General features: G+C 45.0%; 7 protein-coding genes and 4 pseudogenes. 4 read left to right on the top strand and 7 right to left on the bottom strand.

Annotated features, from left to right (window positions below):
- The first annotated feature begins 43 nt into the window (after positions 1-43).
- Positions 44-777 (top strand): annotated as a pseudogene (gene murU, locus PKHYL_RS11580) (N-acetylmuramate alpha-1-phosphate uridylyltransferase MurU).
- Positions 778-1206: 429 nt separating this feature from the next.
- Here murU and cydB read toward each other — a convergent pair.
- The 7 genes and pseudogenes from cydB to PKHYL_RS11545 form a co-directional block, all read right to left on the bottom strand.
- Positions 1207-2223, bottom strand: coding sequence for a cytochrome d ubiquinol oxidase subunit II (gene cydB, locus PKHYL_RS11575; protein WP_071003483.1), 1017 nt, complete (start codon positions 2221-2223; stop codon positions 1207-1209).
- Positions 2223-3708: pseudogene (locus PKHYL_RS11570) on the bottom strand (cytochrome ubiquinol oxidase subunit I). The gene cydB and the pseudogene PKHYL_RS11570 overlap by 1 nt, the downstream one beginning before the upstream one ends.
- A 467-nt stretch (positions 3709-4175) precedes the next feature.
- Positions 4176-5822 (bottom strand): esterase/lipase family protein, encoded by a 1647-nt coding sequence (locus PKHYL_RS11565; RefSeq protein ID WP_240365210.1) that lies wholly within the window; start codon positions 5820-5822, stop codon positions 4176-4178.
- A 101-nt stretch (positions 5823-5923) separates the two neighbouring features.
- Positions 5924-6643 (bottom strand): hypothetical protein, encoded by a 720-nt coding sequence (locus PKHYL_RS11560; RefSeq protein WP_240365209.1) that lies wholly within the window; start codon positions 6641-6643, stop codon positions 5924-5926.
- A 370-nt stretch (positions 6644-7013) separates the two neighbouring features.
- On the bottom strand, positions 7014-8192 hold the full coding sequence (locus PKHYL_RS11555; RefSeq protein ID WP_071003489.1) for a tetratricopeptide repeat protein: 1179 nt from the start codon (positions 8190-8192) through the stop codon (positions 7014-7016).
- Between the two features lie 198 nt (positions 8193-8390).
- Positions 8391-9028 (bottom strand): annotated as a pseudogene (gene coq7, locus PKHYL_RS11550) (2-polyprenyl-3-methyl-6-methoxy-1,4-benzoquinone monooxygenase).
- A 189-nt stretch (positions 9029-9217) separates the two neighbouring features.
- A pseudogene (locus PKHYL_RS11545) lies at positions 9218-10550 on the bottom strand (MFS transporter).
- A gap of 452 nt (positions 10551-11002) precedes the next feature.
- Here PKHYL_RS11545 and PKHYL_RS11540 point away from each other — a divergent pair.
- From PKHYL_RS11540 to PKHYL_RS11530, 3 genes are read left to right on the top strand one after another with little or no spacing between them, the layout of a single operon-like run.
- A complete protein-coding gene (locus tag PKHYL_RS11540) occupies positions 11003-11368 on the top strand; it encodes a hypothetical protein (RefSeq protein WP_240365208.1) in 366 nt (121 codons plus the stop codon).
- Positions 11349-13430 carry a hypothetical protein gene (locus PKHYL_RS11535; RefSeq protein WP_240365207.1) on the top strand — a complete coding sequence of 694 codons (2082 nt, stop codon included), beginning with the start codon at positions 11349-11351 and terminating at the stop codon, positions 13428-13430. Before PKHYL_RS11540 ends, PKHYL_RS11535 begins: the two co-directional genes overlap by 20 nt.
- Complete coding sequence (locus tag PKHYL_RS11530) at positions 13384-14436, top strand: autotransporter assembly complex protein TamA (RefSeq protein WP_240365206.1); 1053 nt, start codon at positions 13384-13386, stop codon at positions 14434-14436. Before PKHYL_RS11535 ends, PKHYL_RS11530 begins: the two co-directional genes overlap by 47 nt.
- Positions 14437-14509 lie beyond the last annotated feature (73 nt).

The following is a 14509-nucleotide window of genomic DNA, read 5'->3' as shown; positions in this document are numbered from 1 at the left end:
CTTAATCAAATTGATAAACTAAATAATAAAAATAGGAGTAAGCATGTCTAGCTCGACGATTACACAAGCCATGATTTTGGCTGCTGGCAAGGGCACACGTCTGCGACCATTGACACTAGATACGCCCAAGCCTTTGGTCGAAGTGGGCGGTCAGCCACTTATTGTCTGGCATATTAAAGCACTACAAGCCGCAGGTATTACCGATATCACGATCAATGCGTCATGGCTGGCAGATAAGCTGATGGATACCTTGGGCGACGGTGCGCAATATGGAGTCAAACTACATTGGTCAGTAGAGGTGATGAGCCGTTAGAGACGGCAGGTGGTATTTTTCAGGCATTACAGTCAGGCAAGCTGCGAGACGAGCCATTTATTCTCGTCAACTCTGATGTTTGGACGACCTATGATTTTGCTCAGTTGCGAGACTATACATTAGGCGCGGATCAGCGCGCGCACCTGTTGTTGATTGACAATCCAGAGCACAATGATGGTGGTGATTTCGCTATTAATAATGGTCTTGCCAGCGAGCAGCCAGTTGGCGATGCGGACAAGTTTACTTTCGCTGGTATTAGCGTGATGTCTCCTACGTTGGTAGAGGGATTGGTATCAGGACAGCCTGCCGCATTGGCGCCACTACTTAAGCAAGCAATGATCAAATTCCAGATTACTGCTGAAGTGATTACTGATAACTGGATCGACGTCGGTACAGCCGAGCGCTTGGCACAAGTGAATGAATTTATTGAAAAAACGATATCGATAATCATCAAGGTCGAATAAATTCATAAGATAAGCAAAAATACACTGGTAAACACAAAAAGCAGCGTTGATCGTTCAACGCTGCTTTTTTACCACAGATGATTTCTATATCTTGTTCAATCTTTACCAATAGAAATGAAGAGTGAATACAAGGGCTGGTAAATTGAGCGCGTAGCACATAGGTAACGACACTGTCTGATAACCGTGTTAAACGCCCATTGCCAGCTTAATCAATTGCGCAATCGTAAAGATCGTCAAAAATCCTGCGGCATATAAGCCCAAAAACCAAGCCCATTGTCTTTGCTTTTTACTCAGTCTTTGCTTTTTTACTCAAATGTTTTTTACTGAGATTTTTCATAAAGACCTCTTATCTGACAAATTGAGCACAGGTGCCACAAAAATGTGTAGCACCTGCTTATCTCACTACTAGCTGCTTGTCATTTACAATGACTAGTACATATGTTCGTGATCAGTTTTACCCTTGAACACATAGTACGCATAAGCAGTATAACTTAAGATGATAGGTAACATGATTACCGCACCCACCAGCATAAATGATAGCGATGTATCAGTCGCTGCCGCCTCGTAAACCGTCATCTGATACGGCACAATGTATGGGAATATGGCGATACACACACCAATATAACCCAATAAAAAGAGCAATACCGTCAATAAGAAAGGACGATATTCACGCTCAGTGGTCAAGTCTTTACGCATAATAAAGAACACAATCAGCGCAATAATTGGCATCGGCGCCAGATAAGGCAAGCGTCCGAGTGTAAACCAATCTTCTAGCGCATCGATGTCTGAAAAATACATAAAGATGGTCACAACAATCATCGCAGCAACCAACGCCATCAACAGCCAGCCTGAAACCTTACGCGCCCACACTTGCAAATCGTGCTCGGTCTTTAAAATGAGCCACGTTGAGCCAAGCAGTGAGTAGCCGATAATCAAAGCCACCCCGCTGACCATAGAAAATGGGGTCAACCAATCAAATGGGCCGCCAGTATACAAGCGATTGCTCGCCTCAAGACCATGTACTAAAGAGCCGAGCATCACGCCTTGGAAGAAAGCGGCCAGCAATGAGCCAAAGAAAAAGAAGCCGTCCCAAATGTAGCGATGGGTGCTCGATTTAAAGCGAAACTCAAACGCCACGCCACGCAAGATCAGGCCAAACAGCATAAAGATGACCGGCAGATACAAGCCTGTCATGATAATGCCATAAGCGACTGGGAAAGCTGCGAATAGACCGCCGCCACCCAATACCAGCCACGTCTCGTTACCATCCCAGAATGGGGCGATAGAGTTCATCATGCGACTACGGTTTTTGTCTGAGCCTGCAAACGGAAATAAAATACCACAGCCTAAATCAAAGCCATCAAGCAGGACATAAATGAAGACTGCAAGCGCAATCAATCCACCCCAAATTAAGGGTAAGTCTAATACATCACCGAAATTAAACATTAGCGTAACCCTCCATCATCGATGTCATCTGCTGGTGTGTCGATATCTTGCTTGGTCGTGTGACCAGCAGGATCATTATCTCCGCTCAGCGTACGACCTTGACCTTCGGTTACTGAATGCTCGTAGAAATTGTCTTCGGCAGGATCGGTATAAGGTTTTGGCCCTTGACCAATCAAGCGCAAGATATAAAAGCTACCTGCACCAAAAACAAAGGTATAGACGATAATAAAGCCGATCAATGTAGTGGCAACCTGTTGGGCTGCTAAGGGTGACATACTTTCAGCTGTACGGATTACACCATAGACTGTCCATGGCTGACGCCCTGTTTCGGTGACAAACCAACCGGCAAGTAGCGCGATAAAGCCAAGCGGCGTCATCATCATCCATGCACGGTGGAACAGCTTGCTGTCAGGACTGAACTGCTGTTTTTTGAAGTATTTATAGACACTAAATAGACCCACAAGCACCATTAACATACCAATGGCAACCATAATACGGAAGGCCCAAAATACAATAATAACGTGTGGTTGGTCTTCTGTTGCCCAGTTTTTAAGACCCCTTCACTTCACCATCTAAAGAGTGAGTGAGAATCAAACCTGTGACATAAGGGATTTTTACTTCGTATTTATTGGTTTGATTTTCTTGATCAGGAATCGCAAAGAGACGTAATGCTGCCCCGCGCTCATCTTCCCAGATACCTTCCATGGCTGCGACTTTGGCAGGCTGATGCTCAAGCGTATTTAGCCCGTGCTCATCACCGATTAATACCTGCGCAGGTGCCACAAAAATCGCCATAATCATCGCCATGCCCAACATCACGCGGCCATGTTTTCGGTGTTCGATGTGCTTTTTGGATTGTAGATAATAAGCACCAATACCACCAACCACAAAAGCAGTCGTCAAGAAAGCAGCGGTCATCATGTGTGCGTAGCGGTAGGGAAATGAGGGATTAAAAATAATCTCAAGCCAGTTGGTTGGATAAAGCAGACCATCAGCACCGACCATGAATCCTTGCGGCGTCTGCATAAAGCTGTTGGCGGCCAAGATCCAAAACCCTGAGATCAACGTACCGATAGCGACGGTTGCAGTGGCGACAAAGTGCATGCGCTTACTAACGCGGCCCCAACCGAAGAGCATGATACCCAAAAAGGAGGCTTCTAAGAAAAATGCAGTCAGTACTTCATAAGCGAGGAGTGGGCCTAAGACGTTACCCGCCTTATCTGAAAAGACTGCCCAGTTGGTCCCAAACTGGTAAGACATTACTACCCCTGAAACCACACCCATACCAAACACCACGGCAAATATTTTTACCCAGTGTTTGTAGACTTCCGCAAAAACAGGATTGCCTGTTCTTAACCAGCGAAACTCAAGTACGGTCAGCCAGCTAGCAAGTCCAATAGAAAAAGCGGGAAAGACAATATGAAAGGAGACAACAAAAGCAAACTGGATACGCGCGAGTGTCAGCGCATCGAGCTGGTCAATCATAAACGTAGCAAACATAAATGGTTACTCTTATCTGTTAGCTTCATAGCGCTGTCTTCCGTACAACGCTCAAGTAACTGTCCGTAACGGTACATAAATCAAGGTGACAATGATTACGGGCAATGGCTCTTAGTGGCGTAAAACTTTAACGACATCAGGCATAAATTGTGGCTAAGGTTACGATTCACTGTTTAGCTGAATTGAATAATTTATGTCCCTATAAACTCATATACTACAGGTATGTGCTATGCATATATTATGCGCTTCCCTAGATAGTGACGCAACCCGTGCGGTTAGACAGCTGCATACCTAGGAGTCAGAAAAACAAACATAAAACACCCTTGAAAATAAAATTAATTTTATGAATAACAATGACTTGGGAATAGCGAGTATTTTTTTATAAAACATCTGTTTTGTTTATTACTTGCTTTCCCATGCATTAAAATGTTCCCCAATAACAAAAACATACATCATTCTTGTAACTGTTTATGCAAAATCCGTCGCAGTGTCAAAATCGTTTGTGGATTGGTTTGAATACTATGACCGCCATTGATAATGGTCTCAGACGCCGCGCCATCTAAGTGCGCACTGGTATAAGGCACAATACCGTCTGATAAACGTTGGGTTAGGGCTTGACTGATATTTTTATCAACAGTGACGGCAGCGACCAGTGGCTCAGGAGGCAGCTCTGATGTGTCATCTGACACGCGGGCACTTGCGCGTTCGTCTTTAGCGTCTTCTTCTAGCGCTTGCGATAAATCAATTTTGGCACCGTCAGGCTGTGCTTGGGCCAGTCCTTTGGTGATATCAGCATCATTATTGGCAATAATCGAATGATAAGTGACACGACTATTGATCGTCAGATCTTTGGTCAGCTCAATAAAAGAAGAGTCATCGCTTAGCTGGCTGGCACCGTTTTGCAAATACAAAGCGCCCAACGGGTTTTGTGCCAGATCGCCTTGCGTGGCAATCGTTGCCAAGTTGTCAGTCACTGTTTTTACCAAACCGACTGGCAGATAGACAATGCGGCGCAGCGCCCGCGTAAACCAGCGGTCTGCATAGTCAGTGCCGCGAAAAGGTGCAGATAAAAAGACAGCGGTGTCTACTTGTGGCAAGGATTGTAGCTCAAACCGTTTTTTTAATTCCTTTTCACCAAACGATTCTTTTAGTGCATCGCGGATTTGCCGTTTTTCACTACTAGAGAGAATGTCTTGATCATCAAGTCTGTCCAAATCATCGACCAAATTATCATCGGACAGCATCATGCGCGCGATAAGGGCACCCATGCTGTGGCTAATGATCACGCTGTTTTTACTGGCGCGATTTTGTCCTGTTGGGTCCGTCTGCTCGTAAGTCGTGTTGATTAATTGCTGAATCTGATAGCGGTTTTCTAAAATAGGCAAATTGGTTGGATAAAATATTTGCCAAACCTGGTAATTGTCGCGCAGTTTGTCATCATTGAGAATATCGTTGGTGAGATTGACCCACGTGGCTGGGCTAGAGGCCAAACCATGTAGCATAATGATGACACGCTTGTCAGGGTCATAAGGTTCGAGCATAAACAGTTTGGGCAGACGAGCATCTGGCTGGCGTGTGATGAGGTTCAAATAACCCACACTATCCAACTGGTTTTCTGCCAGCCACATTCCATAACCTGCTGAGAAATTGGCTGCTAATGGATAGTTATCGTTAAGAATATTGACGGTTTCAGTTTGATATGGATTGTATAGATGGATATCGAGCTGGCGACTGCTCAGCACATCCAGCACGCTATCACCACTTGGTTTGATCAAACCAGTTAGCAGGAGATGACCAGTAGGATAAATGCGTGAGCTTGGCTCGCTATCTTTTGTATTGTCACTCTCATTGGTTAATCGACCCGATAGTGATGATGATAATAATTGGCGAATCGTGATGGTGTAACGATCATCGAGAGAAGCGACTAAGCTGATACCTAAACCGGGACGTTTGCTAACAGAATTCAGCCCAGAGAGACGTAGCTCGTAAGTAGAAACTAAGTCAGCAAGCGCAGAGTCTTGCTTATGAGCATTTTGCAAATAGTTGTTTTCATTGGGCAAATAGATGCCGAGGTCATAATCATCTACTTGTACTTTCATGACCTTGACTTGGTCGGTCGCTTTACCTTTTAGCGGGGCTCGGTTGGCAATCGCTGCTTGATCGCTACTATCGCGCCTAGCAGAAGGGATGGTTAAGTATTCTACTTTTTGCCATTCATCAATTTATCTGAGTTTTCGGTCGATCGATAAAGCTGCGTGATGACATCATTGCTGGCAGCGTTATAGATATCTTGGGTCTGAATATCGTTGTCAGTTGGGATGCGGGTTTGCGTGTGAGCACTACTATAGCTTTCATCAGCACCCTCAAAATCATGAGTCAGACTGTCATAAAACAAATAGGTATAGCTATATTTAATCGCATCAAACAGTCTGTCCTGATAATTGTTTAAGCAAAGAGTGGTCTCTTCTTGCTGCGTTTTGGCATCGTCGTCGCTCAAAGGCGCATTGGCATAGTATGGGTCAAGTGGTGGACGGGCAAGTGCATTGCGGCAGTTTTGTGAGTCAGCAAGCTGGCGCGCTTTTGCGTAGTGCAGTTCTGCAAAAATTGCCAGTGCAGGTCGATAGTGTTTATTTAAAATACTGTCCGTGAGCTGAGTCAAGCACAAGTCGAATTGCTGCATACAAGCTTGCTCATCAAGACCTGCTGATAGCAAGGCAGATGCCGTATCGCTGCTTAGTTGATTATCAGTGACGATATTACCGCGCTGTGCTGAGATGGTCTTGGCCGATGCTTGTTTTTCTACCGAGACGACACTACAGGCTGGTAGCAGCATTGCCGCTGTCAATAATGCAACTGAGGCGATAGGCATTTTTTTATTGGCTTGCGTTACCGTGTTTTTGCTAGGGCTAGCAGAAGTCATAGGTCAGTCCGGTAAAAAAGTAGTGATGAGAAAACCAGCAATGGAAGTGCTATTGGTTATGGTAGAGTTTAGCGTAACTTTTGATATTAGACTATTTTATTTGAAGGGTTATAACCAAGCGCTATATATCGAATGACTTTTTTAAAGGATGGTTATTGTTTTGAGATACACTTAAATTTTTGGGTAAAAAGGGCATTCATTTAGACAAAGTAGGAAAAGACAGGGTTCTGCGCAAGCAGCTTGCTATTAGGCACAAAAAAGCCAGACATAAAAAAGCGCCTTGGCTTTATATTCATAAAAACAAAGGCGCTAGGTATTCTCAGGCTATCAAACTATTTGTTTATCTTTAGTATAGACAAACAGTACCAATTTAGGCACCTGGTTTGACATTGATATCCGGTGCAGGGATATCCCAAATGTAGAATTTGCCATCTTCAACCAGTTTGATTTGCTGAGGAATAACGGTGTTGTTAGGGTATTTTGCTTCAAGACGACGTAGGCGCTCTAGGGCGTTAGCACGGCGATCACTGAGTAGGTCTGACTGTGCCAAGCTTTGCTCTGCTTCGGTATAACCCAGAGATACGGCTCGGTCTAGATATTTTTGGCCTTCTTTAAACCCGCCACCTTCTGATAGCATCATGCCATATAAGAAGTTGGCTTCACCGCTATCTGGCTGGATTTTGAGCGCACGATCAACATACTGGCCGCCGCGTACCGTGTAGTCTGAGCCCAAGTCTAGATTACGACCCATACCATTTAGCTTGGCTGCGCGCATCAATACATCATAAGACGCATTTGGTGATTTGGCGTAAGGCTCAATCCAATCGGCCAATACTTTGATTTTTTCGCGAGTGTAATGGCGCTGAGTGCGGTTAGGGAAGTTTGGTGGATAGTGACGAGCATTCGGTGAGACGTCTGCGATAAAATCATCAAGCAAGCTGACGTCAAGCTTATCAGTACCTAGGCCTTTTTGTTGTGGAATCAAGACGGTTTTGATAAAGCTCACATCTGAGAGCTGTACTTGTGGCGTTGGAATATTTGAGAGCTGACCACTGCGCAGATCAATACCAGTCGCGGTCATCGGACCTGGCTCATAGATGCGAGTAGTACCGCTCATCACAGGGGCGTTAGCTGGATTCATCATTTGCGATGCTGGTGGCTGAGCGGGGCTGATAGGTACACGATTTGGTTGAGCATTGCTTGATTGCATCATCTGTGCTGCCTGTGCCGTGCTCAAAGGGGTACGGTTAGACTGAGTGTTGCTTGACGGCATCATTGGCTGAGTATTAACTGACTGAGCGCTATTAGCAGGCGTAGCATCTGTTGTGCTTTGAGCTGTGCTGGTCGTTGCACCTGGCCTTGCTAGACGAATCACGCGTTTACTGGAATCTACAGCGCTCGGTACAGCAGGTGCTGATGTAGCAGCAGTGTCAGCTTCTGCAGCATTCACAGGCGCAGAAAGCATCATTGCACAGGCGGCCGCGAGCGCAGTCAAGGTTGCAAGCTTTGGCGACTTGGAAGACGCGCTATTAGAGAGAGTTGCTTTCATAAAAATCATTACCTTATTTAGTCGTTATTTATTTATTAATCGGTTGATAGTCAGGATATATGTTTGCTGCAAAATCGTACAAATTTTTAATACCCTAGCAAATTAAGCTTTGCGCTATCTGTGGTAGGATTGTTACTCGCTTGGGCTGAGCAAATCGAGTATTGCTCGTCATCTCAGACATCAAATTGCTATTTGCCTTTATAAATGATAAGCGGTCGCCTTCATACGGTTGGCCATCCAGCGCATTGTCTGACGTACAGGTGGTGACAACGCAGCGCCGCCACTTGCCAGTGCTAGCTCGCGATGATGTTGCTCTTCGATATCCATTTGTGCCAGTATTTCTCTTGAGCGTTGATCATGTTCGGGTAGTTGATTGATATGATCTTGCAGGTGCTCGCTAACTTGTGCTTCTGTCTCCGCGACAAACCCCAAACTAAACTCATTTGAGATGGCGCCTGCGACTGCACCTAGGCCAAAAGACATCCCATACCAAAGCGGGTAAACACACTCGCATGGCTACCCAGCTCATTTAAGCGCGTCTCGCACCAGACCAGATGATCGACTTCTTCTTCAGCAGAGTTCTGCATAGCTTGCTTGACGCCACTGTCTTTGGCAGCAAATGCTTGTCCATGGTAGAGACCTTGCGCGCACACTTCACCGGTATGATTGATACGCATCAGCCCTGCGACATGGCGTGCCTCTGTGATGGTCAGTTCAGGAATCTCGTCACTACTCACTGGCAATGGGCGCGTACTGGGGTTTGAGTTTGGCACGACAGCTCGTAATGCTTTGTCGACCCCAAGCAATAGCTGATCGATTTTGGATAAAGGACGCAGGGCCATGGTTCACTCCTGATGGCGTTAAATTCTATCAATAAAATAAGACTAGTGACTGCTCTAGGGCAATAATCCTGTGCACAGCTCTTATATACATTACTATAGCAAACAATCCAAATTATCGGCATCAATATTATTGCCTTGATAACCTATCGATTGCTATCGTTATTTAAGCTCAATATGGCTTATTTATATAACCACATCATCATTGGTTTGGATAACCGCCTGTTTGATATGCCTATTTAGCTTAAGGTATAAGAAGATACCAAAAACAATATTGAGCACACCTGTTACCAAAAATAGCTGCGGTAGACTTAGCCCTAATGCATTTAAGATGACAATCGCAAAAATCGCTGATGTGACCATAAATATCGCATTGAATATATTGTTGGCACCCACGATACGCGCGCGATGGCTCTTTGGCGCATAGGCCTGCATTGAGGCATATAAAGGCACAATATATAAACCGCCACTGAATCCCAATAAGAACAAATCAGCAAAAACGCGCCAGCTACCGCTCGTACCAAATAAATCACTGATACCAAGCAATGTGTCATTATTCACATTTATGTTTAGGCTTGAAAGTGAAAAGTACAAATCAATAGCAAAGATACTCAATCCAGCAATACCAAAAGGCAATAGGCGCAGGCTGACTTGGTTTTTGGTCAATGATTTGCATAGGAGCGAACCTATCGATACCCCCTACTGAAAATAGCGTCAATAGAAAAATCACCACCGACTCATCACCGTGCAAAATGACTTTGCTGAACTCTGGCACTTGAGTCAAAAACGTCGCCCCATAAAACCAAAACCAGCTGTTGCCAAGAATGACAAAAAACAAGAATGGCAGAGAGTAGAGATAGCGTACCGTAGACAAGCTGATGGTGATAATATTCCAGTTAATCTTAAGATCAGGCTGCATGGCTGGCATGTTAGGGATATAGCGCGCTGCCAGATAACCCAGCACAGCAACGACCAATACGGTAGCGCTAATCCAATATAAGGAGTGTGACAGCTGAGTTAAGATACCAGCGACAATCATACCAACAAGAATGGCTAGAGAAGTGCCCATTTGAAACAGACCGTTGGCACCGACCAGCTCATCTTCTTTCATCGCCTGTGGTAGATAAGCGTACTTAATCGGTCCAAAAAAGGTCGAATGCGTGCCCATCAAAAACAACGCGACAAATAAAAGGGTGTACCATTCAAAAACAAAACCAACCGCAGCGATTGCCATGATGACTAGCTCAAGTACTTTGATAAACTGCGTGAGCTTGGATTTTTCATACTTATCAGCGATTTGTCCTGCCAATGCCGAAAACAAAAAGTAGGGCAGTATGAATAACATCGCGGCCAAATTATTTAAAATACTGACTTCCACACCCAATTGACTGGCAGCGGTATAAGTCAGAACCAGTATAAGTGCTTGTTTAAAGATATTGTCATTAAACGCACCCAAAAACTGAGTGAAAAACATGGCGCTAAAACGGCGGCGCTTAAATAGCTGAAACTGATTGGACATGAATGTTCCTACAGATGAGAAGCGGCTGATAAAGTAAGAAGAGGCGCTGAACGCAGCTTATAATGCGATAGCAATTATCAATATTATCAAAAACTTATCGAAATACAGCATAGGTTTTATCAATATTAAGCCGTATAATAGCAAGGCTTAGGTAAAAATACATGAAACCTGCGCTATGATTTCATAATTAACTAAGTTATGATTTGTAAATTTTATATGGTTGCATTAAAAGGTGCGAGCGACGGTAAAGGTGAAGGCTTGCTATCAATCAAGACTGTTTGTATGGTGTCACCCATCGAGTGCTGAATAATATGCACCAGAGACTTCCATCATGACAAGCAACGTAGTAAACCATTAATTTCAGCCCACTGCTATAAGTTTATTCACCGGTCAGACTTGGCGATAATCAATCGTTAATAATAGTATGCCGCGTGAAGGGATAGGACGTAAACATGACCCAGCCGCCTTCAACTCGAGCACGCAACATATTAATGAGGCAGCGTGACAGCGTGAGTATTCAGAACGATATCAGCATCCAAAGCACTCATGTCGGTACTCCCCGTATTCATTTTAAGCGCTCAGCGCTCTGTACCGCGCTAGCTACTAGTCTAGTTAGTGTCGCACCTGCGGCATTGGCTGAGACAATCAACACAAATATCACCAATGCATCGACCAGTAATCAAGTCGCTAAGACTCAATCAGCTAACAATCAAACAGCCAATAATACATCAGGCGCACTATCAGACGATGATACCCAGCTCGATGCTGCCCTAGATGCACTACGTCTAAAAAAAAGCAGTGGAGCAAGGCATTATTGATCAGTCGGTCTTGGACGACTATAGCGAACAAACACTAGGTATCAAAAAATCAGGCGCTAACTCGTCATCTTCTCAGAATGACAGTGCCCGAAATAATAATCACAATAGTGGCCTGCAAGATTCAAATCGTTTCGACGAGGATATGTACGTAGAAGGCATGCAGGCAGATCTATCTAATGATGATTTGTTGCAGCAAGCAACAGCGATACAGCAGCAAGGCTATCAGATGATGACGCCTGAGCAGATTGATCGTGAGCTGGCGGCGCTCGATTTACAAAACACCCAAGATATCGACAGCATTAACAACGACAGTGCCTTTGATGCGCCAATTGCCACATTGAACGACACAGCGCCGCCCATCGGCTTAGATGTTGACTTAGATGCGACCAACTTGCCTATGCCTAGCAATCTTGACACACTGGGTAGAAGTGAGGCCGCAGCAGAACAGGCAGCCACAGCTGAAATTATGTCACGTCCCATTAACGTGAGTGACTCTGTCAGCAGTGGCAATGTCAATGCGGCAAATGGCATTAATGATGAGATAATAGCAGGTAATAGCGATATAACTGATGGCGGTAACATGCCCTCAGATGTGATTGATCCTGAAGACTACCTACCGGATTATCAGAATGATACTCAGGCCGTCAATCAAAGCATCGAGCAAGCTGACCAGTCAAAACCACTTGCACGTAATAAAAGCAACATTGTCAAGCGTCTCTATAATCGCTTTTTCAATGGTGGTGTGATGGCGTTACCAAGTGTGGAGACCACAGTTTATATACAACAAGCTGGCGCCGAAGACACGGCTAATGGTCAACCAAAACTCATCAAAGCTGACGACGATATTCAGCCAATGAAGAATATTAAAGCGGCCCTTGATGATACGACAGTACAGTCGGTCATTGATTTTACCGCAGCGCTACCACGTTTGCGTCAAACGGCATTGGATGCTGCCAAAGCAGTGGGTTACTATGATGTGACTCTCAGCCTGCGTCAGCCTACGCGTGATACGATCAATGTGGTGATCGAAGAGCTGGGCGAGCCTGTTATTGTAGACAGCCGTATCGTTGATATCCGCGGTGAGGGCGGTGAGCAAGCAGAGTTTGTCGCGCTTGAAAAGAATTACCGCCGCAAGAAGGGGGATGTCTTTAATCATCGTGTCTACAAAAGTAGTAAAGCGGCGCTTGAGTCTTTGAGTAATACCTATGGGTATTTTGATCAGTATTGGTTAAACAAATCTGTCGATATTATCTTACCAGACAACAAAGCGGACATGTCTTTGGTCTACAACACAGGCGACCGCTACGAGTTTGATGATGTTGTTTTCTTTACCTATGACAAAGAAACCAACACGCTGACACAAGACCCTGACAAACTCCCAGTAGAATTGTCGTTATTGCAGCAGTTGTATGAGTTTGCGCCGGGTGACCCATTCTATCGTCCATCAGTGACAAAGTTTAGTAATGACTTATCAGCGACTCGCTATTTCAACGCTGTCAACGTTGAATCGATATTACCGCCAGATGACCGGAGTGAGGCCAGTACATTGGCATTTGATAATGCACCTACCAATAGCAATGCTATATTGGATGAGGATGTTGATAAGGATGGCATCTCAGATATGACTGGAGATAATGCTACTCTAGCAGCATCCAATAATCGTTTGGCTAGTACAGAAGATACGGGTAGTAGTACTGGCGTAGAGCGTGAAAGTGCGCTTAGCAATGGTAGTGGCGAGACGGTCAATGAAGCTGATATTGCTGCTATCGAGTTTGAGGTTGATGAAGAAACGCTTGATAAGCTACAAGCGGTTAAGCAAAAAGCAGAGCGTCTAAGCCGCCTGCCGGATGACCGCGTGCTGGATGAAAAAGACCAAGAAGCGGATAACTTATTAGGCAAAATCAGTGACTCTATCAGTAATGTGGCCCAAAAAATATTCCCTGATGATGCAGACTTCACCGTTGATGAGGATTTCGTACCGCCAACGCTCGCAGGACGTAAAACACCGCAAGACGTTGCCACAAGCAAAAAAAGTACCGTTGTATGTCTTTGTATACGCTGATAAGCCGCGTGATGCTCAGGTTGGTTTGGGTTACGGTACTGACACAGGCGTGCGAGCAACCGCCAAGATCGATTATAATTTGCTTAACCGTCAGGGCTATCAAGCAGGCGCAGAAACCGAAGTGTCCAGAATCAGCAAAAACGTCGCTGTCTATGCGAGCCGCCCTTGGAATCATCCACTCAATGATAAATTAGATGGGCGTCTTACTTATGAAGAAGAAGTCATTGACCAAGGCAAAGGTAACTTTGATTTATCTACCACCACTTTAAAAGCGGCTTTGGCACGTAATATTCGCCGTGATAGTGGTTGGAATCGTAGCTACTCTATGCGTTATCGTTTAGATGAGCTAGAGACTGGCGTTGACGGCGCTGCGCGGGATGATTTACCTATCCGCTTTACCTCGTCAAACCCCAAGCAGCAAGCATTGCTGTTTGGCTATGGTATGAATAAAACCGACACGGATAGTGCGACCAATCCAACGCGTGGTATGCGTCAGTATTATTCGATTGAAGCAGGTGCTGACAAAGCGCTGAGTGATACTGATTTGGCCATCGTGCGTGCTGGTGTTAGCGGTATTTATAGCTTTGGCGATGACAAAAAACATCAAGTGCTTGGTAGTTTGAATGGTGGTTATATTTGGGCAGATGATTTCTATGATGTGCCTTATAAATTGCGCTTTTTCGCAGGTGGTGACCAAAGCATCCGTGGCTATGACTACGAGAGCTTATCGCCACTAAACGATAAAGGCTATCTGACAGGCGGGCAAGTACTAGCGGTTGGTAGTGCAGAGTATAACTATGAGTTCAAACCGGGCTTTCGTGGCGCATTCTTTACCGATGTTGGTAATGCGTACGACAAAGACTTTGATGCTGAAACCAAAGTTGGCGTCGGCGTCGGTGTGCGCTGGGCCTCTCCTGTTGGGATGGTGCGTGTCGATGTCGCCGCAGGGGTGACAGAAGACAATATTCCTGTGCGATTACATTTCTTTATTGGCTCGCCATTGTAAAAGCTTACTTCCTACATATGAACACAGATCGCTTGAACCGTTTTATTCATTACTTATCGTACCGATTGCTGGT

The sequence above is a fragment of the Psychrobacter sp. KH172YL61 genome, from assembly GCF_007182895.1.
Classification (GTDB): domain Bacteria; phylum Pseudomonadota; class Gammaproteobacteria; order Pseudomonadales; family Moraxellaceae; genus Psychrobacter; species Psychrobacter pacificensis.
Note: the sequence above shows the minus strand (reverse complement) of the source record. Positions and strands in the feature narration are given on the sequence as shown.

What these genes read in the sequence shown, in the direction of transcription:
- cydB (WP_071003483.1), bottom strand. Translation starts at nt 2,223, where the DNA reads ATGTTTAATTTCGGTGATGTATTAGACTTACCCTTAATTTGGGGTGGA.
- PKHYL_RS11540 (WP_240365208.1), top strand. Translation starts at nt 11,003, where the DNA reads ATGACCCAGCCGCCTTCAACTCGAGCACGCAACATATTAATGAGGCAG.
- PKHYL_RS11565 (WP_240365210.1), bottom strand. Translation starts at nt 5,822, where the DNA reads ATGAAAGTACAAGTAGATGATTATGACCTCGGCATCTATTTGCCCAAT.
- PKHYL_RS11560 (WP_240365209.1), bottom strand. Translation starts at nt 6,643, where the DNA reads ATGACTTCTGCTAGCCCTAGCAAAAACACGGTAACGCAAGCCAATAAA.
- PKHYL_RS11555 (WP_071003489.1), bottom strand. Translation starts at nt 8,192, where the DNA reads ATGAAAGCAACTCTCTCTAATAGCGCGTCTTCCAAGTCGCCAAAGCTT.